General features: G+C 62.1%; 25 protein-coding genes and 1 riboswitch. Of the genes, 8 read left to right on the top strand and 17 right to left on the bottom strand.

The features are described 5' to 3' along the window. Window positions 1-22: 22 nt before the first annotated feature. Window positions 23-1,576, bottom strand: a complete 1,554-nt coding sequence (locus HX839_RS00425) for a DUF726 domain-containing protein (RefSeq protein WP_177066585.1) — start codon at window positions 1,574-1,576, stop codon at window positions 23-25. 181 nt (window positions 1,577-1,757) lie between these two features. Between HX839_RS00425 and HX839_RS00420 the strand changes: the two genes are divergently transcribed. Further along, the gene (locus HX839_RS00420; protein WP_003208087.1) at window positions 1,758-2,159 is read left to right on the top strand and encodes a RidA family protein; all 402 of its coding nucleotides are present in this window, start codon (window positions 1,758-1,760) and stop codon (window positions 2,157-2,159) included. On the opposite strand, the gene HX839_RS00415 is transcribed toward HX839_RS00420, so the two are convergent. The 3 genes from HX839_RS00415 to HX839_RS00405 form a co-directional block, all read right to left on the bottom strand. Then, window positions 2,149-3,045, bottom strand: a complete 897-nt coding sequence (locus HX839_RS00415; protein ID WP_256579771.1) for a LysR family transcriptional regulator — start codon at window positions 3,043-3,045, stop codon at window positions 2,149-2,151. The two genes, HX839_RS00420 and HX839_RS00415, sit on opposite strands and share 11 nt — an antisense overlap. Before the next feature lie 118 nt (window positions 3,046-3,163). Further along, the gene (locus tag HX839_RS00410; RefSeq protein ID WP_003208085.1) at window positions 3,164-3,469 is read right to left on the bottom strand and encodes an XRE family transcriptional regulator; all 306 of its coding nucleotides are present in this window, start codon (window positions 3,467-3,469) and stop codon (window positions 3,164-3,166) included. Next, window positions 3,462-3,827 carry a type II toxin-antitoxin system RelE/ParE family toxin gene (locus HX839_RS00405; RefSeq protein ID WP_003208083.1) on the bottom strand — a complete coding sequence of 122 codons (366 nt, stop codon included), beginning with the start codon at window positions 3,825-3,827 and terminating at the stop codon, window positions 3,462-3,464. The genes HX839_RS00410 and HX839_RS00405 overlap by 8 nt, the downstream gene beginning before the upstream one ends. 359 nt (window positions 3,828-4,186) lie before the next feature. Between HX839_RS00405 and HX839_RS00400 the strand changes: the two genes are divergently transcribed. Beyond that, window positions 4,187-5,995, top strand: coding sequence for a monovalent cation:proton antiporter-2 (CPA2) family protein (locus HX839_RS00400; RefSeq protein ID WP_008437055.1), 1,809 nt, complete (start codon window positions 4,187-4,189; stop codon window positions 5,993-5,995). Window positions 5,996-6,067: 72 nt separating this feature from the next. Beyond that, window positions 6,068-6,646 (top strand): hypothetical protein, encoded by a 579-nt coding sequence (locus HX839_RS00395; RefSeq protein WP_003208079.1) that lies wholly within the window; start codon window positions 6,068-6,070, stop codon window positions 6,644-6,646. Window positions 6,647-6,791: 145 nt separating this feature from the next. On the opposite strand, the gene HX839_RS00390 is transcribed toward HX839_RS00395, so the two are convergent. Genes HX839_RS00390 through HX839_RS00380 form a run of 3 tightly spaced genes read right to left on the bottom strand, consistent with a single transcriptional unit; the run spans window position 6,792 to window position 8,901 of the window. Beyond that, window positions 6,792-7,511 (bottom strand): alpha/beta hydrolase, encoded by a 720-nt coding sequence (locus HX839_RS00390; protein ID WP_003208077.1) that lies wholly within the window; start codon window positions 7,509-7,511, stop codon window positions 6,792-6,794. 12 nt (window positions 7,512-7,523) lie between these two features. Continuing rightward, window positions 7,524-8,279 (bottom strand): precorrin-6A synthase (deacetylating), encoded by a 756-nt coding sequence (cobF, locus tag HX839_RS00385; protein ID WP_003208076.1) that lies wholly within the window; start codon window positions 8,277-8,279, stop codon window positions 7,524-7,526. Between the two features lie 58 nt (window positions 8,280-8,337). Beyond that, window positions 8,338-8,901 carry a histidine phosphatase family protein gene (locus tag HX839_RS00380; RefSeq protein WP_177066584.1) on the bottom strand — a complete coding sequence of 188 codons (564 nt, stop codon included), beginning with the start codon at window positions 8,899-8,901 and terminating at the stop codon, window positions 8,338-8,340. 27 nt (window positions 8,902-8,928) lie between these two features. After that, window positions 8,929-9,068, top strand: a riboswitch (cobalamin riboswitch). A 31-nt stretch (window positions 9,069-9,099) separates the two neighbouring features. On the opposite strand from HX839_RS00380, the gene HX839_RS00375 reads away from it, so the two are divergent. Then, on the top strand, window positions 9,100-9,312 hold the full coding sequence (locus tag HX839_RS00375) for a CbtB domain-containing protein (protein ID WP_003208073.1): 213 nt from the start codon (window positions 9,100-9,102) through the stop codon (window positions 9,310-9,312). A gap of 15 nt (window positions 9,313-9,327) precedes the next feature. Further along, a complete protein-coding gene (locus tag HX839_RS00370) occupies window positions 9,328-10,056 on the top strand; it encodes a CbtA family protein (protein WP_087694165.1) in 729 nt (242 codons plus the stop codon). Between the two features lie 40 nt (window positions 10,057-10,096). Here the strand turns inward: HX839_RS00370 and HX839_RS00365 are convergent, their stop codons facing one another. Continuing rightward, window positions 10,097-10,651, bottom strand: a complete 555-nt coding sequence (locus HX839_RS00365) for a DUF4865 family protein (RefSeq protein ID WP_087694166.1) — start codon at window positions 10,649-10,651, stop codon at window positions 10,097-10,099. A gap of 92 nt (window positions 10,652-10,743) precedes the next feature. Between HX839_RS00365 and HX839_RS00360 the strand changes: the two genes are divergently transcribed. Continuing rightward, window positions 10,744-11,610: a LysR family transcriptional regulator gene (locus HX839_RS00360; protein WP_177066583.1), complete on the top strand. Its 867-nt coding sequence runs from the start codon at window positions 10,744-10,746 to the stop codon at window positions 11,608-11,610. Here HX839_RS00360 and HX839_RS00355 read toward each other — a convergent pair. Beyond that, complete coding sequence (locus tag HX839_RS00355) at window positions 11,588-13,681, bottom strand: EAL domain-containing protein (protein WP_177066582.1); 2,094 nt, start codon at window positions 13,679-13,681, stop codon at window positions 11,588-11,590. The genes HX839_RS00360 and HX839_RS00355 overlap by 23 nt on opposite strands. Window positions 13,682-13,935: 254 nt before the next feature. On the opposite strand from HX839_RS00355, the gene HX839_RS00350 reads away from it, so the two are divergent. Then, window positions 13,936-15,231 carry a serine hydrolase domain-containing protein gene (locus tag HX839_RS00350; RefSeq protein ID WP_371315615.1) on the top strand — a complete coding sequence of 432 codons (1,296 nt, stop codon included), beginning with the start codon at window positions 13,936-13,938 and terminating at the stop codon, window positions 15,229-15,231. A 27-nt stretch (window positions 15,232-15,258) separates the two neighbouring features. Then, entirely contained in the window at window positions 15,259-15,588 is a 330-nt protein-coding gene (locus HX839_RS00345; RefSeq protein ID WP_087694170.1) for a DUF6388 family protein, read from the top strand. Here the strand turns inward: HX839_RS00345 and HX839_RS00340 are convergent. The 8 genes from HX839_RS00340 to HX839_RS00305 are packed head-to-tail and all read right to left on the bottom strand — an operon-like array spanning window position 15,585 to window position 24,601. Beyond that, window positions 15,585-16,463, bottom strand: a complete 879-nt coding sequence (locus HX839_RS00340; protein WP_177008247.1) for a serine/threonine-protein kinase — start codon at window positions 16,461-16,463, stop codon at window positions 15,585-15,587. The two genes, HX839_RS00345 and HX839_RS00340, sit on opposite strands and share 4 nt — an antisense overlap. Beyond that, a complete protein-coding gene (locus tag HX839_RS00335; protein WP_134326849.1) occupies window positions 16,451-17,188 on the bottom strand; it encodes a PP2C family serine/threonine-protein phosphatase in 738 nt (245 codons plus the stop codon). Before HX839_RS00335 ends, HX839_RS00340 begins: the two co-directional genes overlap by 13 nt. Then, window positions 17,185-20,571, bottom strand: coding sequence for a type VI secretion system membrane subunit TssM (tssM, locus tag HX839_RS00330; protein WP_177066580.1), 3,387 nt, complete (start codon window positions 20,569-20,571; stop codon window positions 17,185-17,187). The genes HX839_RS00335 and tssM overlap by 4 nt, the downstream gene beginning before the upstream one ends. 15 nt (window positions 20,572-20,586) lie before the next feature. Next, window positions 20,587-21,447, bottom strand: a complete 861-nt coding sequence (gene icmH / locus HX839_RS00325; protein ID WP_177008249.1) for a type IVB secretion system protein IcmH/DotU — start codon at window positions 21,445-21,447, stop codon at window positions 20,587-20,589. Between the two features lie 4 nt (window positions 21,448-21,451). Then, entirely contained in the window at window positions 21,452-22,780 is a 1,329-nt protein-coding gene (tssK, locus tag HX839_RS00320) for a type VI secretion system baseplate subunit TssK (RefSeq protein WP_134326852.1), read from the bottom strand. Window position 22,781: 1 nt separating this feature from the next. Continuing rightward, window positions 22,782-23,264, bottom strand: a complete 483-nt coding sequence (gene tssJ, locus HX839_RS00315; protein WP_177028311.1) for a type VI secretion system lipoprotein TssJ — start codon at window positions 23,262-23,264, stop codon at window positions 22,782-22,784. Window positions 23,265-23,269: 5 nt separating this feature from the next. Next, the gene (gene tagH / locus HX839_RS00310; protein WP_177050087.1) at window positions 23,270-24,451 is read right to left on the bottom strand and encodes a type VI secretion system-associated FHA domain protein TagH; all 1,182 of its coding nucleotides are present in this window, start codon (window positions 24,449-24,451) and stop codon (window positions 23,270-23,272) included. Window positions 24,452-24,469: 18 nt separating this feature from the next. Then, window positions 24,470-24,601: a hypothetical protein gene (locus HX839_RS00305; RefSeq protein ID WP_003208049.1), complete on the bottom strand. Its 132-nt coding sequence runs from the start codon at window positions 24,599-24,601 to the stop codon at window positions 24,470-24,472. Window positions 24,602-24,621 lie beyond the last annotated feature (20 nt).

The following is a 24,621-nucleotide window of genomic DNA, read 5'->3' as shown; positions in this document are numbered from 1 at the left end:
CACAAGACGTGAACGCAGCTTATCAGTCAGACGCAACGGTACGCATCACCGTCTCCCGGGGCAGATCAAATGCCTCTACCACCTGGACCACCAGATCCATCTCCTGGTTCAGTGCTTCACGCTCCAGGCGCTCGCGAATCACCCCGATCACCAGCACCGCCAGGGTGGTGATGGAATACGCGGGGCCGGAAAACGCCCGCACGCCGGTCACCAGCAGCATCGCCGCCGCGAGCGCCTGCCCCACCACCGGAATGGCCGTGGCCGCGCCCCGGCGCAGGATAAACCCGGTCAACCCGGCCAGCGCGGTCCCGCTGAGGGCAGTGGTGGCTGAGCGCCCGACATCGAAACGATTGAAAAAACCCTGTTCCTTTTGTGCCGCGGCCTTCAACTCTGCCTCGAACACTTGGCGATCAGCCTGGCTGAGCTTGTCCTTGTATTGCTCGATCAGCCGCTCGGCAACCTGCAGTTCCAGATCAGCAAGGGCCACTTTCTCGATCGGTTGATCAAACTTGATACCCACCCGCTGCGCCACGTCCTGGGCGATTTCGCGATAGCTCACGCCATGACCACGGGCCAGGTTCATAAAGGTGTCGCCGCCCATGCGCTGCAACTCGATGGCCAGCTTCAAGGGCTCGCGCACGGTGGCGTCGATAGAGGCACTGCGCTTTTGCGCCATCAGCTCGGCGAAAAACTGCAACTCCTCCGGCCGCGCCTGCACCAGCAGCGGGAACAGCTCGACATCCTCTTCCGCAAAGCGCACTTCGCTGCTGCGCTGATCGGCGCGGATCATGCCCCGGCGTTCCTGCAGCAGGTCGGTGTACTGCACCACCGTCTTCAGTTGCGGCCAATACGCGGCGTGGTCGAACGTGGCCAGGTGCACGTTGGCGACCTTGGCCTTGAGCGCCGGTGTCAGCGGGATCGCATAACGACCGATGCAGCGCTCGGTGTCCGGCTTGAGCGCCAGCGCCCAATCCTTGCTCGAGTGGCAGTTGATCACTCGCCCCCTGAGCGGCGCCGAGACCAGGTCCCAGGGGCTGGAGGTACAAATCGCACCGCCCATCAGCAGCAGGTTGTTCAGCGGCAACTCACGGGCCACCTCAGGGCTGGCCAGCAGGCTCTTGACCAGGATCCGCGCGCCCAGGGAGTGGCCGATCAGGTTGATCTGCCGGACCTTGATCGACTCGCCATGGAGGTAGTTGGCCAATTCGGGCAGCAGGCTTTTGGCGACCTCATCCACCCGCGCCTCGACGCTTTTGTAGTGGTCGAGGAAATAGGCAATCGCCTTGCCCACCCCGATGGTTGCGGCACCCAGGCTACCGCCACCCAACATCGAGGTAATCACATCCTTGAACGGCGCAAACAGGTTTTCCAGGAAATGCCCTGCCGGCCAGAACAGCATCAGGTTGGTGGAGCCTTCGATGGTTGCCAGTTGCCGGGAGAAACTACCCAGTTGTTGCTGGTTGAAGAACGCCGAATAACCATGCACGTAGAGATTGAGCACATCCCCCTGGGGCTCGCCACACAACACAAACGTGGGCTTGCGGGTGCGGTGCATTTCATCCCACTGGTGTTGCATGTGACGGTGACTCCTGGCGACGACGGAGGGCGATAGTAACAAAGGGCGGGCTACGGGAATGTGAAAAACTGATACTCGGACTATCCACATCCCTGCACAGTGATGACAAGAAACGCGGATTTTGTTCGCAGATTCAGTCCATTAACCTTTGTCGGGTCAACCACTGAAACCGAGGAACACCATGAGCAAGCCCGAGTTTTTCATCACACCCGGTTACGGCGACATTGCACGCGAGACCCTGCATTACACCCAGGCGGTAAAAATCGGCAACCGCGTCGAAACCTCGGGCCAGGGCGGCTGGGATGACGAGTTCCAGATTCCCGAATCCCTCACCGACGAGATCGCCCTGGCCTTTCAAAACCTCGAACGCACCCTGGCGGCAGCCGGCGCCGGCTGGGAGCATGTGGTACACGTCAATTCCTACCACGTGGGAGGTTTCCCGCCGGAGGTGAACGAGCAGATGGTCAAGTGGTACCGCCATTACATGCCCAATCACGCCCCCATCTGGACTGAGCTGGGAGTAGAAGCCCTGGGGCTGCCGGCAATGCGCATTGAAATCCGCGTGACAGCGATTATTGCCTGACGCCGAACCGCTCGATCACCCAGTCGATAAACACCTTCAGCCGGGCGTTCTGATGGCGATTGGGTGGATAGATGATGTGCAAGGGCGTGGCGGGCCGGGTCCAGTCTTCGAGTACCGGGACTAACTGGCCTGCCTCTACGTAGTAGTCAACGATGGTCTTGAAATGCTGCCCGACGCCCAGGCCGGCGAGCAGCATTTCCTTGAGGCCGTTGCCTTCGTTGGTGGAAAACGCGCAGTTGCCTACCTCATACCGAGTCGCGCCCTTCTCGAAAATCAACGGCTCCGGCTTACCCGACCCGGCAAAGAAATACCCCGCCTTGAGGTGGTTCTTCTCGAGGTCCTCGGGAGACACGGGCGTACCCATGCGCTCCAGGTAGCCGGGGGCCGCGCAAGTGACGTACTCGAGGTCGACAACCTTGCGGGCGATCATTGCCATGTCATCGAGCTTGCCAGCGCGCAGCACGCAATCCACACCCTCCCCCACGATATTCACGGCGCGGTCGCTGATGCCCAGGGCGATGGTGATCTCAGGGTACTCACGATGAAAATCCACCAGCGCCGGGATCAGCAGGCAATTGGCAAAGGACGCCGGCGCATCCACTTTCAGGTGGCCGCCGGGCTTGAGCTTCTGCCCGCGCAGGGCATTGTCCAGTTCATCGAGTTCCGCCACCAGGCACAGCGCGTGGCTGTAGTACTCCAACCCCTCCGGCGTCGCCGCCAGCGCACGGGTGGTGCGATGCATCAACTTGACGCCAAGGTGCTTCTCCAGGTCCGTGATGAGTTTACTGACGGTGGAACGCGGCAGTGCCAATTGGTCGGATGCGCGGCTGAAGGAGCCGGTTTCGACGACACGGACGAAGGCACGCATGGCGAGGAGTTGGTTCACGTTGATGTCCGATAGGGCGAGAATAGCGAGTATTGTCCATTAAGCTGCACAATGACGACAGGCATTCAGCGAACAAAAAAGCCCGGCGCATGGCCGGGCTTTTGACGGAGCGGATGACTCAGTGGGCAAAGTTCTCGATCTTTACCTGGCCATCAGGAAACGTAGCGACAATCTCCAGTTCTCCTCCCATGGCGCGAATGTAGTTACGCAGCGTGCTGATATACATGTCGGTGCGCCGTTCCATTTTGGACACTGCCGCCTGATTGATATTCAGCGCCTTGGCCAGCGTATCCTGGCTCATCTGTTGCGCCTTGCGCAGTTCATGCAGGGGCATTTCTTTCAGGTGTTGCTGGAAGATGCGCTCTGCATCGGCCCGGGCTTGCGGTGTCATGCGAGCCTGCAGCTCACTGAATTTTTTAGCCATGGTGACGGCCCTCTTTAAGCAGTGTTTCCAAATGTTCGTCATACAACTTCTCAGCCAGCGGGACGTATTCGTCATACCACCGGCCTCGACCGGTTTTATCCCCGCCAATCAGCAACAAGGCACACCGGCGCGGATCAAATGCATACAGGACGCGGTAAGGCCGCCCGGCATGTTGCACCCGCAACTCTCGCAGGCAGCCATGCCTGGAGCCCTTGATGTCACTGCTGTGGGGGAAGCCAAGGCCTGGCCCCAGAAGGCCCAGTAAATCCACACTGGCCGATACTGAGGATTGCTCCTTTGCATCCAGACCGCCCCACCAGATTCCAAACTCGTCCGTGTATTCAACGTCCCAACTCATGCAAATATGCCATCCATGGAATATAAACTCAAGAGCATAACTGTAGGAGTTCCTGGCGTGTACAGGCTTCCGTCTGTCCCGGAAAAGTGTTTGTAGATTATTCCCGCACAATGCTCAGCCCATAAAAAACCACCCTTTCGCGCGGCTGAAGACACGACCATAGCGCCGGCACCACGGATGATCCCGACCGCCACGTGCATAAAACTCATTGAAATAAATGGTATTAATAGTTTGGAGAGTGCCGCGAAAGAACCGGACGACATCCAATGAACCCGGAGGCGAAGGCCTTGGGACCTGCAAAGCAAGCTCGCTCCTACAGTAAAACCTGTTGATTCAGCAAAACGATCCCGGAGTTCCCAATGCCCCATGAAGGCAACCTGTTACAAGCGGCCGTTGTATTCCTGCTCGCTGCCGTCCTGACCGTGCCCCTGGCCAAGCGCCTGCAACTGGGTGCCGTGCTGGGTTACTTGCTGGCCGGAGTGATCATCGGCCCATCGGTGCTGGGCCTGGTGGGCAACCCGCAAAGCGTCAGCCAGTTTTCCGAACTTGGGGTGGTATTGCTGCTGTTCATCATTGGCCTGGAGTTGTCACCGAAGCGTCTGTGGGTGATGCGCAAGGCAGTGTTCGGTGTAGGCCTGGCGCAGGTGTTGCTGACGGGCACCGTGATCGGCGTGGTCGCGCTGTTCGTGTTTGGCCAATCATGGAACAGCGCGATTGTGCTGGGCCTTGGCCTGGCGCTCTCCTCCACCGCGTTTGGCCTGCAAAGCCTCGCCGAGCGCAAGGAACTCAACCAGCCCCACGGGCGACTGGCCTTTGCGATTCTGTTGTTCCAGGACATCGCCGCCATCCCGTTGATCGCCATGGTGCCGCTGCTCGCGGGCAGCGATCATCCCGCCACCACCTCCCAGGGCCTGCGACACGGCCTGGAAGTACTGGGCAGCATCGCCGTGGTGATCATCGGCGGGCGCTATCTGTTGCGGCCGGTGTTTCGCATCGTCGCCAAGACCGGCCTGCGGGAGGTCTCCACCGCCACCGCGTTGCTGGTGGTGATCGGCACCGCATGGCTGATGGAGCTGGTGGGCGTGTCCATGGCCCTCGGCGCCTTCCTCGCCGGGTTGCTGCTGGCAGACTCCGAATACCGGCATGAGCTGGAATCGCAGATCGAACCGTTCAAGGGCCTGCTGCTGGGTCTGTTTTTTATCAGCGTGGGCATGGGCGCCAATATCAGCCTGCTGTTCAGCGCGCCGGTGATCGTGCTGGGGCTGACCCTGCTGCTGATCGCCATCAAGTTGCCGCTGCTGTTTTGCGTGGGTCGCCTGGCAGGCGGCCTGAACCCTGAAAGCGCGCTGCGCCTGGGCGTGGTGCTGGCAGCCGGTGGTGAGTTCGCATTCGTGGTGTTCAAGATCGGCCGCGACCAAGGCCTGTTCGAGCCGCACCTCTACGACATCCTGGTGTTGACCATCACCCTGTCCATGGCCGTGACGCCATTGCTGCTGTTGCTCTGCCCGAAGCTGTTCAAGCCCAAGGCCAAGCCGGTGGAAGTGCCCGAGGAATACCGTGCCATCGAAAGCGATGCGCCACGGGTGGTGATCGCCGGGATGGGCCGCATGGGGCAGATCGTGGCGCGGATCCTGCGGGCACAGAACATCTCGTTCATTGCCCTCGACACCTCGGTGGAAACCATCGAACTGACCCGCAGTTTCGGCGGCATGCCGGTGTTCTACGGCGACCCGCAGCGCCCGGAAATCCTTCACGCAGCGAAAGTCGACCAGGCCGAGTTTTTCGTGATCGCCATGGACGACCCCGAGATCAACATCAAGACCGCCGAGCTGGTGCGCAGCCTCTACCCGCACATGAAGATCATCGCCCGCGCCCGTAACCGCCAGCATGTGCACCGCCTGGTGGACCTCGACGCGTCACCGGTGCGCGAGACGTTTTACTCCAGCCTGGAAATGAGCCGCCGCACCCTGGTGGGCCTTGGCTTGACCCAGGCCCAGGCCGACGCGCGCATCAGCCGCTTCAAAAACCATGACCTGCAATTGCTGGCGGCCCAACACGCCGTGTATGACGACGCGGCCAAGGTGATGCAGTCTGCCCAGGAAGCCCGGACGGAACTGGCACGGCTGTTTGAGATGGACCGGATCGAGGAAGAGTCCGACAAGGTGTAGGGATGGAGATGAACGATCTTGCGAGTTTTCTGACAGAATACGGCGCAATTTCGTTCATCCCTGGAGAGCTTCATGGCCACCCTCAGCAAGACCGCAGCCCTCTTGGCCCTCGCGCTGGCCGCCGGCTTCGGCGCCAGCCAAGTCCTCGCCGCCAGCAAGCCAGCGGCGCAGAAGACCGCCACCCAGACCATCTCCACCCTGGATGGCAAGTTCAGCTTCAACCTGCCCAAGTCCTACCTGGCCGACCCACTGCCGGCCGGTGATGCCGAGCACGGCACCGCAGGCGCCAGCGGCACGATGTACAGTGACCAGGCCACCAAAAGCGTGATCTTCGTCGTCGAAAAACCGAGTGTCGCCGGCCTGATCAAGGACAACGACCCGCAGTTCCTCGACGGTGCCGTGGCGGATTTCGTCAAGGAACAAAGCGCCGCCCTGCCGGACTTCAAGAAAGGCGCCGAGAAGAAACTCACCGTGAAAGGCCTGGCCCTGCGCCAGGTCGACAGCACCGCGACCATGGGCGGTGGCAAGACACTGAGTTCCACCTTCCTGACGGGCTCCGGCAGCCACCAATTGGTGGTGCAGGCCATTTCCCGGGCGGATGATGAAGCCGGTCATGCACTGTTGGTGAAGCAGATTATCGGCGGTAAATAACCGGTTTTATCTGGCAGTGAAAATCCAATGTGGGAGCGGGCTTGCTCGCGAATGCGGTGGGTCAGTTAATACATGTGCTGACTGCAACACCGTCTTCGCGAGCAAGCCCGCTCCCACATTTTTGATCGCGTTCACATCGCAGGATTCAACGCAGGCTCTTTTCCAGCCACTGCTTCAAGTCCAGCAACTCCGCCTCACCGACGGTATGAATCATCCCCGGGTAGCCGTGGAATTCCGGCGTGAGGCCAATCCCCTGCAATACCTCGTTGGCCCGCGTTGCCGAGTAGTACGGCAGCGCCTGGTCCAGCGTCCCGTGACCGATGAAAATCGCCAGCTTGCCCAGTGGCGCATCCGGCTTGAGTTCGGCCTTGAGTACCGGCAGCAGGCTGCCGCTCAACGCCGCAATCCCGCGCAGGGTTTCGGGATGTCTTAACCCGACTTCGTACGACATGATCGCACCCTGGCTGAACCCCACCAGAAACACCCGCTCAGGTTGGGTGTGGTACTTGGTGGTGGCCTGGGCGACGAAGGCCTCGATCAGCTTGGCGCTGCTCTGCAGGTCGGCGGTCTCGCCATCAAAATCGCCATCGCCCGGCTTCTTGCGAAACCAGCGATAACCACCGCCCTCCACCGGCATCGGTGCCCGTGCAGACAGGTAGGTCCAGGTCGACGGCAAGCGGTCCTTGAGCCCGAACAGGTCGGCCTCGTCACTGCCATAACCGTGCAGGAAGATCACCAGCGGCTCGTTGCGGGCATCGCTTTGGGTCTGCTCCAGGTAAGGCAGCGGCAGGTCGGTGTGCAATACGTCTTCGGCCTGTGCGGCGCCGGTAAACAGCGCCACCGTCAGGGCAATCAGTTTGAGCATGAGCATCAACCTCTAGGGTTTGCGCAACAAATAGGTATCCATGATCCAGCCATTGGCCTGGCGCGCCGCCTTGCGCACACGTTCAATCTCTTCGGCAACCTCGGCCACTTTGCCGCTGATCAGGATTTCATCCGGTGTGCCCAGGTAGGCGCCCCAGTAGATATCCAGGTCCTGATCGGCCACGGTGCGGTAGGAATCTTCGGCATCGAGCATGACAACCAGGGTGTCGGCATCACTCGCCTGCCCCGCCGCCAACCGGCGCCCGGTGGTGATTTCGATGGAGCGACCGATGCGGTTCAGCGGCACTTTGTGCTGCGCCGCCAACGCCTGGACGCTAGTGATCCCGGGGATCACTTCAAATTCGAATTCGCAGCTGCCGCTGGCGAGGATCGCCTGCAGGATACGAATGGTGCTGTCGTACAGTGCGGGGTCGCCCCAGGCCAGGAATGCGCCCACTTCGCCGTCGGCCATTTCTTCATTGATCATCCGTTCGAAGGTCTGCTGCTTGTCGCGGTTCAGGTCCTTCACGGCGGTGGTGTAGTCGATATCACCGCGCACCCGCTCGGGGCAATCGGCCTCGACAAAGCGGTAGGCGTGATCGGTGATGTAGGTCTCGCAGATTTCCCGGCGCAGGTCGATCAGCTTGTCCTTGCTCTGGCCCTTGTCCATCAGGAAAAACACGTCGGTGCGGTTGAGCGCCTTGACCGCCTGCATCGTGATGTAGTCAGGGTTGCCGGCGCCAATGCCGATGATCAGGATGCGTTTCATGGGAAAGTCTTCATGGGTGGTCTCGGTGCGGGGAACGGATTTTGCCATGTTCGGGACGTCAGGCGTGAGTTTCCAGGCGCAGGCGCCAACGCCCATTGAAGCGCAACTCGGTGGATGACAGCGGTTCCACGTCGATCAGGTTGAACATGGCGGGTGGGCATTGCATGACATGCAGCAGCGCTGCGCGGATCACAAATGGATGCGTCACCGCCACGACATGCCCCGGGGATTGCTCGAGGGACTGCAACCACTGCCCTATCCGCTCACACAGTTGCACTACCGACTCGCCGCCGTGGGGCGCCGAGGTGCTGTCGGTCAACCAGGCCTGAAGCGCTTCGGGTTCGGCCTGCTGAACCTCCTCGATCGCCAACCCTTGCCAGCGGCCAAAATCACAATCGCGCAGGGCTGTTTCAACCAAAGCATCGTCGGCAAACAGCGCCGCCGTCTGCCGGGTCCGCGCCTCCGGGCCGCACAGCACCCGGGGTGCACGCTTGAAGCGTTGCCCCTGGGAAAGCGCCGCCTGCTGCCAGTCCATCCCCACCGACTCATCCAGCGCAAAGCGTGCCTGTTTCTGGGCACGGGTGCTGGCGTGGGCAACAAGGGTCAAACGGGTGGCCTGCATGACAAATCGCTCTGGTTTTAAGGTGCAGTCAGCGTAGACTTGCGAAGTTGTTTCAACATGTTTCAACTATTCTGCAACAGGAAGCCGGTTCAATGCCGGCGCGGTCGCGCCACTGTATTCGGCCTTTTAGCCGTAAGCCAGACCCTGTTTCAGCCAACTCGCTATCCATTTCGGGACGCGTCATCCCTGGAGGTTCTCATGGCTTATACCGCTGCAACTGGCTCCGACGTTTCAATACCGTCCATTCCCCTGGGCGAAATCCTGCCCTGGGCGATCTTCGGCGGCCTGCTGCTGTTGCTCGCGATTTACTTCGTCGGCGCCGAGCAAGGCGCGACGGCCGTGTTCAAAGGCATGTACGTGCATGAGTTTGTGCATGACGGTCGCCACCTGCTGGGTTTCCCCTGCCATTGATTGGAGCGTGACGACATGACAGGACATTTACTCGTTCGCGGGATGCTGGTGGGCCTGCTCGCCGGCATCCTGGCCTTCGGCTTCGCCAAGACTTTTGGTGAGCCGCAGATCGACAAGGCCATCGCCTTCGAAGATCAGATGGCACAGATGCACGGCGACGCGCCGGAAGAAGAACTGGTTAGCCGCGAAGTACAAAGTACCTTCGGCCTGTTCACCGGCGTGGTGGTGTACAGCGTCTCCCTGGGTGGCATTTTCGCCCTGGTGTTCGCCTACTCCCTGGGCCGCATCGGCAAGGTCGGCCCCCGTGGCTTGGCAGCGCTGCTGGCATTGGCGGCGTTTGTGACGATCATCGTGGTGCCGGGGCTGAAGTATCCGGCCAACCCGCCATCGGTGGGCGACCCGGCCACCATCGCGCAACGCACCAAGCTGTTCTTCCTGATGCTGCTGGTGTCGGTGGCGGCTGCGGTGATTGCGATCAACGCGGCGCGCAAGCTGATTGCCAGCCGTGGCCTTTGGACAGGCGCGATCCTCGGTGTGGCGCTGTACATCGTGATCGTGTCGGTGGCCGGCAGCTTGTTCCCGACCATCAACGAAGTGCCGGAACAGTTCTCGGCAGTGTTGCTGTGGAAATTCCGCGTGGCTTCCCTGGGGATTCAACTGGTGCTGTGGACCACCCTGGGCCTGGTGTTCGGCGCCGTGGCCGAGCGCAAGCTGAGCCAGCCTCAGGCGCGTCTCAACTCCTGACGGTACAGGTAGCCGCCGACGAATCGGCGGCTACCGGCATTCACACCCCGGGCCGCGCCAGGTAGAACACCTCGTAGCCATTGCCCGGATGGTTCACATCCAGCGCCTTGGCCGACAAGGTAATTCGCACCAGCTTCCACGCCTGCACATCCAGCGCCAGAAACACCGCGAAGTTATCGCTGCTGTCCGCGAGCTGCTGGTTGCGGGCCTTTTCTGCGGCGAGGATTTGCCCGCGGTCCGCCCCCGGCGCCAGCGCCCACTCCTCCCGATACAGGCTCAAGGCGTCTTGCGCCGGACCTCGCTGCACGTCCAGCGGTAACCAGGACTCAATGTGCGGCTGGCCAAAACTGTCGAGGACCTTCTGGAAGCGCTCGCCGAGCAAGAAATCCGCAGCCTGCAAAGGATCCGACCACAGATAAACCGACGAATACAGGTTACCCACCCCCGGCCCCTGCCCTCGCTCCTGGGCGATAAACGCCTTGAACAGCAAACCCTCGGCATGATCCCACAACGGCCCCAGGCGAGCGGCCCGCTCACGGATGACACCCATGTCGTAATCGGCTGGCAAGCGGTGTGAATACTGTTTGGCAAACATCATGGCGCTCCTGTTCAGATGAGTGCCCAGCTTGCGCAGCGCCCATGATTTCAGCAAGATATCACCGGATATAGGTGTGATAAGGAACTGAAATGACCGACGCACTCAAGCCGCTGGATATCGACACCGTGCACGCCTTTGTCCTGGTCGCCGATTTCGCCAGCTTCACCCGCGCGGCCCAGGCACTGGACACCTCGCAGGCAGCCATCAGCCTCAAGCTCAAGCGCCTGGAAGAACGCCTCGGTTATCGCCTGCTGGTTCGTACACCGCGGCATGTGCGGCTGTCGCCCCAGGGCGAGCAGTTCATCGTCGCCGCCCGCGCATTGCTCAATGCCCACGAACGGGCGTTGGGTGACATGGGCAATGGCGCCCCCCGACGGTTGGTGATCGGCATCAGCGACCACGTGGCCGGGCCGGACCTGCCACTGTGGCTCAGCCGCCTGGCCGCCTATGACCCGCTGGTGATCCTGGAGGTGCGGATCGCTTCGTCCCGCGACCTGGTGGCGGCGTTCGACCGCAACGAACTGGACGCGGTGATCGTGCGCAACGAAGGCGATCGCCAGGACGGTGAGGTATTGGTGGTGGAGCGCTTTGGCTGGTTCGCCGCGCCTAGCTGGCAGCACACGCCCGGCACGCCCCTGCGCATGGCAACAATGGCCTCGCCCTGCGGCGTGCGACACCTGGCGGTGCGCGCGCTGGATGAGGCGCGGATTGACTGGACCGAAGTGTTTGTCGGCGGCGGCGTAATGGCGGTAGGTGCGGCAGTCAGCGCCGGCCTGGGTGTGGCGGCGCTGGCCCGGCGAGTGGCGCCGGCGGGCGCCGTGGACGTCAGCGAACAGTACGGATTACCGGCATTGCCCGTCAGTGAAATCGTGCTGCACAGCCGCATCAGCGACGGCCGCTCCCGCGAGACATTGCGGGCGTTGAGCGCAACCTTCAGAGGGGTTCTGGAGCGTTAGATTGCATCTGGGTATACCGCCCGCGCACGAACCGCTCCAGTTCATCGCCCGGCAGCGCCTTGCTGAAATACCAGCCCTGGATGATCAGCTCCGAGCCCGACTGCAAAAACGCCAGTTGCTCGGCGGTTTCCACGCCCTCCACCACCACCCCGAGGTTCAACGCCTCACAGAACCGCAGCATCCCGGTCAACACCTGGGCGCCCTTTGGATCATGCTGGGCGACCACGAAACTGCGATCGATCTTGATGAAATCTACGGGGAACTGGTGCAGGTAACTCAGCGCTGAAAATCCGGTGCCGAAGTCGTCGATATACACCTTGGCACCAATCGCCTGGAGCTTCTCGATCATCTGCCGCGTGCCCTGGATATCGCCCACCAGCGCATCCTCAGTGATCTCCACCGAAACCTGCCCGTGGGCCTGGGCCAGTATTTCCACCAGCCGATCACCATACGCCGGGGTAGTCAGCGTGGCGCTGGAGATATTGATCGTCATCGGCAAGGTAAACCCGACCTTCTGCCACTTCTGGTACTGGCGCACAGCCTGGGATGCCACCCACACATCCACGTCGGGCATCAACCTGGCATGGGCCAGCCATTGCAGGAACTCCCAGGGTGAATGCACCGTACCTTCGGCGTCCCGGGCCCGCATCAACGCTTCGCAACCGGTGCATAGCCCGGTCCGGGTGGAAATCTGCGGCTGGAATTCGAGGTAGAACTCGTAGTCGCTGATCTGCTGGATATGGCTCAACTCGCTGACCTGGCGCGCCTGGGCCTTGTGGGACGCCATCACCGGGTCCAACTCCAGCAAGCGGCCTTTTTCTTCCAGGCCGCGAAAGGTCATGTCCAGCGACTTCAAATACACCGTACCGCCCTCCGTGGCCTGGCGGTTGATCGCGCGCACATAGGGCGCATAGATCAGCGTGCCAACCCCCAGCAACACCACCTGCAGCAACACCGCCGCGAGGTCGCCGTGGGTGCTTAAATAGGCGTTGAGCAACACCGGTGCAGTAAACGGCACACTCACCACCGCAGGCGACACCCAGCCAATCTGCACCACCATCAACGCCAGTATCACGTTGAACGCCGGGACCACCAGAAAGGGAATGAACAGCCTCGGGTTAAGAATGATCGGCAAGCCAAACAACAGCACTTCACTGACATTGAACAACGACAACGGCAGGCTCGCCATCGCCACCAATCGCATGGACCGGCTTTTGGAAAACAGCAGGATCGCCAGCAGCAGGCACAGGGCACCACCCGAACCGCCGATAAACGCGAAACTGCCCAGCAAGCCGCCATTCAGTAGATATTTGACCGGCTCGCCCGCGGCCGCCGCCGCATTATTGAGTCCGACCGCCTGGTCCAGCACATCAAAAAACGGCTGCATGGCGTAGACCCCATGGATCCCGAAAAACCACAGCAGCGAATTCATCAGGGTCACAAACAGGCCGCTGCCATAGGGCGTCTCCAGTGCATCGAGCACCTGCGGCCCCTGAAGCTGTGCCACCTGCGGAATCTGCAACAGCAACGACAGCACGAGCACCAGCCCGAGCGCCGTGATTGCCCCCGGCACCACCATATTGAGGGTGCCCTTGAGGTTGTGCCCCACCAGGTCTTCGTTGATCAACCGCGTCCAGCGACGCCGATGCAGCCAGGCGATGGCGGGCACATTGATCAGCGGTGAGGCGATGGCGATGAACAACACGAAGGTCGCCGAGGCTCGGGGAAAATCCCGCAGCACAAACGTGGCGATCACTACATGGGCCAGGCACAGGAACGCTACCGGGAGTTGCGGCAGGCGGTGCTGGATCGCGAGCATGTAACCGATGGAGGCTGCCACCAGCAGCGGGATTACCGAGCTGATCTGGTTGTGCAACCCCGCCAGGAAGGCCACCACCTGAGGGTCGAAACCCAGCACTCGGGCGCATTCGGACAGGATCAGGAAACCGGCCGATACCAGCAGGCACGGCAGGATCCACAACAGCCCCTCGCGTATGGCCCGCAACGACTCGGTACTGGCGAGGGCCGCCAGCCGCTGGGTGAAGAAAAGCTTGAACAGCGTTTGCGCCATCACCTGTCCCTCGGTCCCTGATGCCAGGGTCGCAAAATAACACCTGGCTGTCGCCTTATCACGGGGTAACGCTACACGCCCTGACACCGCAAGCGAAAGGCTTTTGCCGCCCCTGGCGCATTTATTCAGAATCACCGCAGGGGCTTGCTGCTTGTCGATTGGCTCGGGTTGGCCCATCCTTTGGCGCACTGGTTGTCGTAAAAAACGACGCACCCCTCGAACGGACTCGACTGATGCTGCGATTCACTCCCCTCATGGCCTGTGCGCTGCTTGGGCTGACCAGCCCGTTGGCCGGCGCCGCCACCCCGACCTTCGCCGATGCCCAGGCCAGCGACCCGTCCAGGCTGCAATGGATGGTCGGCGCACCGCCACCGGCCGACCGCACCGTACGCTTTGAAGACGGCAGCTATTTCCGCTTCCCGGCCATGCGCTGGAGTGTCGCCAACTTTCGCCAATTAATGCCCACGGTGAGCGTCTCCCGCGGGCTCGGCGCACCGCTGGCATTGCCACGCAAACTCGACCCGGCACTCGATGCAATCCCCGTGCAGCCAGTGGATGCGACCCAGCCGCTGACCTGGCGCCAGGCCCTGGACGCCACCTACACCGATGGCATCGTGGTGATGCATCGCGGCACGGTGGTTTATGAGCGTTATTTCGGGGTGCTCAAGGAGGATGGGCAACACGCGGCCATGTCGGTCACCAAATCGGTGATCGGTACCCTGGGCGCGATGCTGGTGGCCGATGGCACTCTGGACCCACAGAAAAAGATCGTCGACTACGTGCCCGAACTCGGCCGTTCGGCCTTTGGCAGCGCCACCTTGCGCCAGGTGCTGGACATGACCACCGCCCTGGACTACAGCGAAGAGTATGCCGACCCCAATGCCGAAGTCTGGGCCCACGCCCAGGCCGGCAACCCGCTGCCCAAACCCAAGGACTACACCGGGCCGCGCAGCTACTACGAGTTCCTGCAAACGGTTAAGCAGCGTGGCGAACACGGGCGTGCCTTCGGCTACAAGACCGTCAATACCGACGTACTCGGCTGGGTGATTGCCCGCGCGACCGGGCGCAACGTCGCGCAACTGCTCAGCGAACGCATCTGGAGTCGGCTTGGCGCCGAACAGGACGCCTACTTCACCGTCGACTCCATCGGCACACCCTTCGCCGGTGGCGGCCTGAACACCGGGCTGCGGGACCTGGCCCGGTTTGCCGAGATGCTGCGCAACGGCGGGCGCTTCAATGGCCAGCAGATCGTGCCCGAAAACGTGGTGACGGATATTCGCCAGGGCGGCGACAAGCAGGCGTTCGCCCAGGCCGGCTACGCTCAATTGAAGGGCTGGAGCTATCGCAACATGTGGTGGGTAACCCACAATCCCGACGGCGCCTTCATGGCCCGCGGGGTGCATGGCCAGAGCATCTACATCGACCCCAAGGCTGAAATGGTGATTGTTCGCTATGCCTCCCACCCGGTGGCCGGCAACGCCGCCAATGATGGGGTGACCTTGCCCGCCTATGCAGCCATGGCGGCTTTTTTAATGTCCAAGCCACACTGACCGTCTCTCTTACCGTGGAGTAAACCTTTGTCCCAACCCGGCGAAAACCACCAGCTAGCCCTGGACCGATTCTTGAGTGAACACCCGGCCCTGGCCGCGGAACTGAATACATTGAACCCCCTGGCGGCCCAGGCCAAAGGGGAAACCATGGAGCAGTACCGCGCCGAGCGCCTGCATGAAGCCTTCGAGGCAGAAGCCGAGCAACAGGGCTTGTTCGCCTGGGAACTGACGCTGAAATTGACGGCGCATTCCCCGGCGGAGTTCGAGGCGCAACGCCTTGAGGTGCACAAGGAGGTGGCGCAAATGGCAGGCCTGAGTTGGTTCGAGTATTGCCAGCTGCACGACTTGCCCGTCTAGAACCAGCGGCCCAGGCCCTTCCTGCGATCAGCGAGCACCGCGCGTAATTCATCAAGGGTAACGGCCCTGCGTTCAGGGTCAGCCGTCAACGCCGTACGCAATACAGGCCAGCAATGACGAGGCAGTTGCCTGGGCCGGGCCGGCCTGTCACTGGCGTGGCGCCGGCCTTGTGCCAATTCGTACAACACACAGGCCACTGCATACAGGTCGGCGCTGGCCGACAGTGCTCCGCCAGCCAGCAACTCCGGCGCGGCGTACGCGGGCGTCCAGGCATTGAAGCGGCTACGACTCAAGCCTGGAGAACCCGCCGGGGCCTGTCCGCAAGCCTCGCCCAGACCGAAATCGAACAAGCGCAAGCCGCCGTCTCCCACCATGACATTGGCGGGTTTCACATCCCCGTGCAGCACACCCTGCTGATGGCTATGGCGCAACGCGTCGAGCAATTGCATGGCGATGCCTTGCAGCGCTTGCCAGGGTAAACCGCCGGGGCACTCCAGCAGCAACCGGTCCAGGGTCATGCCCTGGAGCAGTTCCATGGTGAAGAATGCGATCTGGCCGGGAGCATCCACTTCAAATGAATACACACGCACCACCTGCTCATGCCGCAGGCTGCGGGTCAGGGCAAACTCGTTGTACAGCAACACGTGGGCATCCGCAGATTCGCGAATGGCTTCGCCCAACACCTTGATCGCGACACTGGAACAGGGCTCGCCAAACTGTTCGTGCAGCAGGTCCCGCGCACGATAGACCACGCCCATGCCGCCTGCGCCCAACACGCGCTCGATCAGGTATCGCCCGGCCAGCAACTCGGGGGCTCCGTCGCGCGGTGGGTTTACCGGGGCCTTGGCAAAGGCAAAGTGGGTCAGATCGCGCATGACTGCACCACCACAGCGGTCAGGTTGTCGCCGGCCGTGCCGCGCAAGACACCTGCAAACAGCTGGTCCAGGACACGTTGCGGATTTCCCTGGCTCAAGGCCTGGCCCAACTCAGAGTGGCTAAGCGCCTGGTACAGGCCGTCGCTGCACAACAGAAACACATCCCCTGCCAAGGTACCGAGTTCCAGGACCTGCGGGCTCAGTGGTGCCCGCGAGCCGATGGCCCGGGTCAAGGCCCGTGCGTCTGGATGGGCCCTGGCCTGTTCCGGGCTCACCTGCTGGTCAATCAATTGCTCACACAGCGAATGGTCTCGCGACAGCTGGTACAGCGTCTGCCCGCGCCACAGATAGCAACGACTGTCACCGGCCCAGACACACGCAGCGCGATCGCCCTGAAGCAACAACGCCACGACCGTGCTTCCCATGATGGCCTCGGCGCCATGGGAGGCCAGCGTCAATTCATCGCCCAGCCGCCGGTTGAGCCATTGCAGGCAACGACGGGTCGCCTCGACGCGTTCATCCAGGCTGCCCTGGCCGGGCAATGACGCCAGGCCATCGACCACCAGCTGGCTGGCGATATCCCCCGCCTGATGCCCGCCCATCCCGTCCGCCACGGCCCAGCAGCCCGTCCCGGGGCAATCGAGAAAGGCATCCTCGTTGCGTAAACGGACCTTTCCACGGTCTGTGCGACCGGCGCTGTGCCAGCGGTCGCGAGGTTGGCTCACAACTGCTCCGGCAGGCGAAAGGTTCGCCACTGCGCCATCTGGAATGGATTGGGGGTGCGTCGGCTGGTCAGCAGGTAGTTGGCGCGCAGGCCTGCCAGGTCAGCCTTGAGGATCAGCTCATCCTGCCCGCTGGAGGGTTCGTTCTGCATCAAGTCGAACAAGCGAAACAGGGACCAGGCCCCGGTATTTTTTTCGAGCCCCAACGCCCGCTCGCTGCCACGCTCCAGTACCAGGCTGCTGCGACCATTCTCAGCCTCGGCTGGCCATTGCATCGCCATGGGGACAATCGGCCCGTGCCGGTACTCCATCTGCTGGCCACCCAAACGCAAGACCGCGCGACTCACCGACGGGTCCAGGCTATAGGGTGCGAGCGTGAAACGAACCTGCAAGTCCCCCGGCTCATCCGCAAAAAAACCGCGCCTGATCACCTGCACCTTCGCCTGCTGGTCGAGCAACGCCCGAGACATCGGCAAGCTGCGCCCATCCAGGCTACGCAGCCTGTAGCGCCCGGAATCACCGCTGACGAAAGGCTTCAGATAGCTGTCAAAGAATCGCGCCATGATCCCCTCAGGCTTGAAAAACTCCTGGAAGTCGTTGAGGGAAACGTCGCTGCTGGCGTGGGCATTGAACGGGAAACGCAGCTTGATCGCCCTGCTGTAGAAACCATATACCTCGCTCTGATAACGCTGGTTCACATGCCGATAGGCCTGGTCGAGCAGGCGGCGCCAATGCTCGTCGGCCAGGCTTTCGAACCAGCCCGCCAGCGGCAGCGGCAAACGCGCGGCCACGTTGCGCAGGTTACTCAGCGCATCCTGTTGCCCCTGGATCCGCCGCTTGACCATCTCGAACGCGACCGGCTCCGGCGCGCCTTCGCGATTCAAGCTCGCCAACTGCAGGTGCAAGTCGTTGAGCGCCTGTAACACGCCGGTCAACTCGGCCCCCGGGTTCTCCTGGCTGTCCAGCAACTGGTGCAAGGGCTCGAAGCGGCGCTGCATGGCTCGCCGTGCGCTGTCGGGCAAGGCATTGACCAGCCCGGCGGCGGTCGGCAACCGCTCTGCCGCTGGCCCAGGCAGCTTGGCAGCCAGCTCGTCGAGGCGCTCACTGGCCGACGGCAGGCGCGTGTGGTCACGAACCTGCTGCAACAACTGCAACAACGGCGACTGGGCCGACGTCAAGCTGGCGAGCTGCTCGGCGCCTTGCCTGGAGTTTTCAGTTTCACGCAGGCCAACCTGCCCAAGCGCCTCACTCCAGGCATCGGCATACTCGCTGAAGTAGCGTTGTTCAAGCTCCACCATCAACCGTTGCAAATCCATGGCGCTCAGGTCGGCGCCCTCTCCCAGCACCCAGTTGTCCTGGACGATGGTATTCACCAGCCGCGCGCCCTGCGCTTCAAAATGCCGCTGGTACGTGCGGGTATAAAACCCCGGAATGGAACGCTCGCCCCCCTCAAACACCCGCCCGTGTGCAAGGCGCAACGGTTCAAGGCCGCGAGCTTGTTCGCGCAGCACCCGGTACACCACGTCAACCAGCGATTCGCCGCGCAACACGTGGCGCGCGCGGGCCACCAGCTCGTCATCGAGCGGCTGCACGAACGGCTGCTCAAGCAAGCGCGCGAAATGTTCATTCAACCGGTTTTGCACGGAGGGCTCACCGGCAAACCGTACAGACCAATGCCCCGCCACCCGCTCACGCAGCCAGTCGACATCCCGCCGCTCCCGCAGGTTGAGCATCAGGTACGCCCGGAGGTTATCCAGCAGCCGCTCACGATCTTCCAGGCTGCCGCGAACCTGTTCCTGCAGCATCTCGCTGACCTGGGACAGCAACAGCCGGCCCAAGGCACGCTCGTAGGCCTGCTCCAGCACCGGACGGCTCATACTGCCCTGATACAACCCCATCCGCTCAACCAGCCTGGCTTCGCCCGGCAAGGGGAAAATCCGCGTGGCCGCCAGGCGGCTGTCCAGCAGCGGCAGGAGTGCCTGGGTAGCGTCTGACCCAGGCTGCACGGGTGCGGGCTGTCGTGCCAGCGCCTGCAGTTGCTCCAGACGTTGATGATTGGAGGAGTAACTGTGGGTCCACAGCAAGCCCGCCGCCACGACGACCACTAGTGCGCCCAGGGCCAGCCCCCCCTGGTGCCGGCGGATTCGAAGGCGCTCCTGGCTATCGAGGTCCGCCAGGTCGGCTTGCGCCAGAATCACCCGGCTGAACAAGCCCTGGATAAAGTACGCACGTGGTTCAAGTGCCTGTGGGCCACCGTCGGCGCTGGTCAAGTAGAAACCACGAAAGCCGTTGGTGTGCTGATAACGCGGGCCGCAAAAAGCAACGTCGATATAGAGGCTCAGGCGCTCGCCAATCCGGGCCGCCTGATGGGGAAAGTCGAGCATCCGTCCGCGCAGATCACTGTTGCGTTCCTGGTGCAGGCGCTGCACAAGCTCACCGCTCAAGCGCTGCAGCAGTGCTTCAAACGCCTGTCGTACCTGGGCAATGCCAATACCCGCTTTGCCTGGGACGATAGATTCGCCCAACACCGCATCACTGCCTTCGCCCAACGGCCGCTCGAAGAACTCCGCAAACCCCGGCAGGCGGTCGGCCTGGGTCACCACCAGGTAGACCGGCACCTCCACATGCAACGTCCGGCGGATCTCCAGCAACCGACTCTGGACTGCCCGCGCCTCATTCTCCAGCTGACGCTCGCTGCCATGGAGCAATGTGTCTGTCGACAGCGCCACCACCACACCATTGAGCGGGCGTGTCCGGCGCCGCACCTTGAGCAGCTCCAGCAGCGTCGACCAACCCGCGCCATCCACCTGGCTGTCAGGCTGGGTAAGGTAGCGGCCGGCGACGTCGAGCAACACGCCGTCCTCGGCGAAATGCCAGTCACAGTCCCGCGTGGCACCGCCCTGCGTCGCTACCGACGCGCCCTGATCCTGGAGCAACTGCAAGCCACTGGCGGCCAACATCCGGGACTTGCCACTGCCTTCCTTGCCGATCAGCAAATACCAGGGCAATGCATTACGCCAACGCGGGCTGCGTTCACCATAAATCCGGGAGTGTTTCAGGGTGTACAAAGCGTCCTTGAAGCGACCGCGCAGGTGCCGCTGCTCGTTTTCAATCTGGCTTTTGCGCGGGCGTGGCTCGCCGTCATCGACGGTTGATTGCCGGGCCATACTGCGCCAATTGGCATACACCATCGCCAGGCCCCACAACAAAAACAGCCCGCTGATTGTCAGCAAGCGCGATGCCGCCGCTTGCCAGAATCGATAGTCGTCGACAGCCAGCAGTGGCCCGAAGAACCACACGGTCATTGCGACCGCGAGCACCAGCAGCAGGCTCCAGACCCAAACCCTGCCCAGCACGGCGCCCGCGCTCCTGAAGAATGCGTTCATGCGTTGCTCCCTGCGTTAGAGCGGCGCCCGGAACATATCCGGCGCCACGAGTTGATACGGTTGCAACATCGCTTCACGCTGCTGGCCCAGCACCCAGGCAAATCCTGCATACAGGCTCAACAGGCTGGCGGCGACAAACACTGCAATCCAGGTGAGCGACACGACCCTCAGCCGTTTCCGGCGCGGCTGTTCCGGCCTGGGCGACGGCGCGCACGCCGCAGGCGTATCACCCCGCACATGCCGGATCTGCCGATACAGCGCGTCCCGAACCTGTTCAAGCTGCAACAACCCACGCTCCATGACCCGGTACTTGCCCTCAAACCCGAGGGACAGGCACAGGTACATCAACTCCAGCATCGCCAGGTGCTTGAAGGGGTCCCTCGACATGCGCTCAAGCAACTGGAAAAACTTCTCGCCGCCGAAGGTTTCGTTGTGAAAACTGCTCAGCAGGCTCATCTTCGACCAATCGCTCTGGCTGCCCCATGAGGTGGTGACCACTGCCTCGTCGATCACGCTGCACAGCACATACCGCGCCGCCATGACCTCGCTGCCTTGGGCCCCGTCATGCCGGGCCCGCGTCTCGAACAGCGTGACTGCAGCCGAGAGTCGTTCATTCAGGGCGCGCAGGCTTTCCTCGGCGGTACTGCGCTTGAGGCGGACCACCTCGGACAACAGCTCCCAGGCAGGCGCCACCAAACTGTTCAGGCCAATGTCGAAATGCTCCGCGCCCTGCAAGCGGGCCGCGTAGATCATCCGGTCTTCCAGTTGTTCGAAACGCGGCGGCGATGCGAAGTCGGTCATCGGTCCCTGCGCCGGTCCGCGTCCCTGTCGATCAAGCAGGACGGTTTTCTCGTCCTGCGGGTATTCCCTGTCCATGGTCTCAGTTCCTGATGGCCCAGAATTTCAGTTCCAGTTCGGCAAATTCACCGCTGACGTGGAAGGCAAATCCTCCCGACTGCTTCAACTGCTCAATGTCCCGGGCACCGAGTTCAAGCATGAAATAGGTGTTGGCGGCATGAAACGGTATCTGCCGGGGAGCCACCGGCAGCGGCTTGACCTTGATGCCCGCCAACTGCAGGTTGACCAACTCGCGAATCCGCTCCACGGGGCCGACCTTGAGGTGCGCCGGAAGCCGGTGTCGAAGCTCCTCGGCGTCACAATGGGCGCTGGCGGCCAGAATGAAGGTCGCCGAACCCAGCAGGTTGAGATCGCTCACCGGGCACACCAGCACCCCGTACTGGCGAGGCTGCAGCGCTAGCTCAATGGCATGCTGCTCAAGCACCATCGACAGCAGGCTGCGAATCGGCTCCATCAATCCACGAAAGCTGGCGCCCTGGTCGCTGTGCCGGTAATGCCCCTCGAAGTGCGCACGCTTGCTGTCGCTGGCAAACGTCGCGAGTTCACCCAGGATCGACAGCAATGTTCGATACAGCGTTTCAGGGCTGACCTGGCTCAGGCCCAGGTAGTGACGCAAGACCAGTTCGGTGCGATTGATCAATTGCAACATCAGGAAGTCGCCAACCTCCGCGCCGGCGGCGGTACCGTTGGCGCGAATCCGCTCGGCGATGGCATCCCCCCGGTAAGCGAGCAGGCTGATCACTTCCTTGAGGCAAGACAGCAGGTAGCCGGAGCCATGCAGGTGAATGAAGCTCGGGATAAAATCGGGGTCCAGGCTGACGCCCTCCTCGGTGCAACTGAGCACCTGGGCAACCTTGAGCTTCACGTAGTGCGGGTCGCTGTGTTGCTCCCCCAGCAACAGGCGAAAATCCAGCTGCCCGCAATTGACCTGACGACGAGCTTCTTCCCCGGCGTTGGAGTCGCTGACGTCTACCGCAAGAGTCTTGTAGCGCGCCAACACATCAATCTGCTCGGGTCGACGGGCTTCAACACAGTTACCTGTGGCCAGCGGCAAGGCCAGGTAGATCGACTGCTTCCCGGTATTTACCGGAACCTCCAGCACCAGCGACTCCATCGCGCCACCCAGTTCGAACAGACTGCCATCCGGCAATATGCCGCTGGCCTGGCTGATAACGACCTTGCCCATATTGAGGTATTGCACATCGATTTCCAGGGCCAGGAAGCCCCAGGCGTGACGGCACAACAGCTGGGTGCGGCGCGTGAGTTGCTGATCGTGGTACCGATCGTTTTGCTGGAAATGCTGAGGGCGCAACAACATGCCTTCCTGCCAGATGACTTTTTGGCTGTACATGTCAGTCGCCCACCTTCGCGGGTTGCGGGTTGACCAACCGAATGCCGGCCTGATCAAGGATCAGTTCAGCGCCGGTCAATCGCTGCGCGGTCACCGGCAACACATAGCGCCATTGCGAGTGAGGCAAATCACGGTACGCCGCCAGCACGCCGACATAACGACTGCCTGGCTCGAGACTGAGTTTGAGCGTGGAGTGATCGCCGGGGCGCAACTCCAGCTCTTCGAGGTTCACCAGGTCCTTGGGCAACGTGTGCTCGGCATGAGCATAAAGGCTGAAAAAGTCCGCATTTTCAAAAGCCACGGGGTGTCGAAGCTCCATCAGGTGCACCACGATCGGCGACGGGCGACCATGGAGATCAGGGTTGACCCGTTCGCTGGCGGTCAGTGTCAGGTCCAGCTTGGTCAACTTCGAAAAGGGCGACAGGGAGCAACCACCCAGCAAACCCATTACAGCGCACAACAATGCAACGGTGACTCGGGCCATGAAGATCATCCTGGATAACGGTGAAGGGTTGAGATCAGACGAATCTGTTCCTCGTACGCCTTGGCGAAGTCGCTGCCCAGCAGGCGCTCGCTCAAGTGCTCGTCCTCGATCAGTGCCTGGTAATGGCGCTGATACGCGCGCCAGCGGGCGCCACACCGGGGGATCAGCGGCGGCCTTGCCTGGCGTTCGAAGCACAGCAGCAAATGGCCGGGCGCAAAGGCTGCCAGAGCGCCGCGTACTGCCGCGCGGCAGGCCGCCAGCAAGGCCACCTCGTGAGCCTGCATGTCGCGGTACGCCCGCATGACAAGCATCTCGGCGGAAACCTGCCCCAGCTGCCCGACACCCAGCAGCGACCCCAAGGCCGCACTGGCGTCTGCGCTGTCTCTAAGTGGGTTGGGGCTTTGGAGCGGCGTCTGGGTGAGTGCCAGTTTCAGCTCTTGCCTGAGCTCGTTACGGGTGCCCAGGCTCTGTTGCAACCCTTCAGTCATTTGCCGGAGCAAGCTCGCGGCCTTGATCGCCAGGACTTCTCTTGCCGACTCATCGAGGTCGCCCAGATCAATACCGAGTGCTTGCGCAAACCCCAACCAGAATGGCCCTGAGCCGTGACCTGGAACGGGCGATTGCGGACTTGGGGCAACCTGGCGCGCAGGCTTCACAAGTTCGGGAACCGTCAGGTGATCCCGGTCCGCCGCCGCGTGGTCCGTCCAGCGCAATGTCTCGTAGGTGGTCATGTTCAGGGCCGCCAGCTCTTGCGACCCGTCCTCGCGCTGCAGTTCGCTGGCCAGTGCCCGCAGTGGGTCCAGCTCAAGGAATGCATCATCGGGAATCAGCCTGTGTAATCCGTCCTGGCCCTGTCCCAGCGGTGGGCTGACCAGTCGTGCGCGAATACTCAGCGGCCCCAGCTGAAATACCGCGCCGTCATCTATCGGTTGCTGCTGCCCCTCATGCAGACGCTCACTGCGGCCTGCCAGGCGGGTTCCATTGCTGCTGATATCCGTCAGGAAATACCGGCCGTCACGATAACTGATCACCGCGTGACGACCGGAAACCTGGCGACTGGTGTCAGGCAGGGTCCAGTCGCAACCGCCCCCCCGGCCGATGACGCCCCCCACACCGTCAAAGACTTTGCGCAGCGCCGGCGCGGACTCTGCTGGCCCCGCAGGGCACACCTCAAACACTAGCTGCATGGCAGGACTCCTCCGCGCTCACAGGCCACGACCGGTGGACCGCGGATCACCCAGCGGACGGTAGTCATCGTCGTCAAAGACATGATTGGTGTTACAGCCACTCAGCAAAAACAACACAAGCACCAGGGCTTGCCACTGACTAACAGGCATCAGGTATCTCCCGGAATTGA

Source organism: Pseudomonas sp. I8001, from assembly GCF_013385345.1.
In the GTDB taxonomy this organism is placed as follows: Bacteria; Pseudomonadota; Gammaproteobacteria; order Pseudomonadales; family Pseudomonadaceae; genus Aquipseudomonas.
Note: the sequence above shows the minus strand (reverse complement) of the source record. Positions and strands in the feature narration are given on the sequence as shown.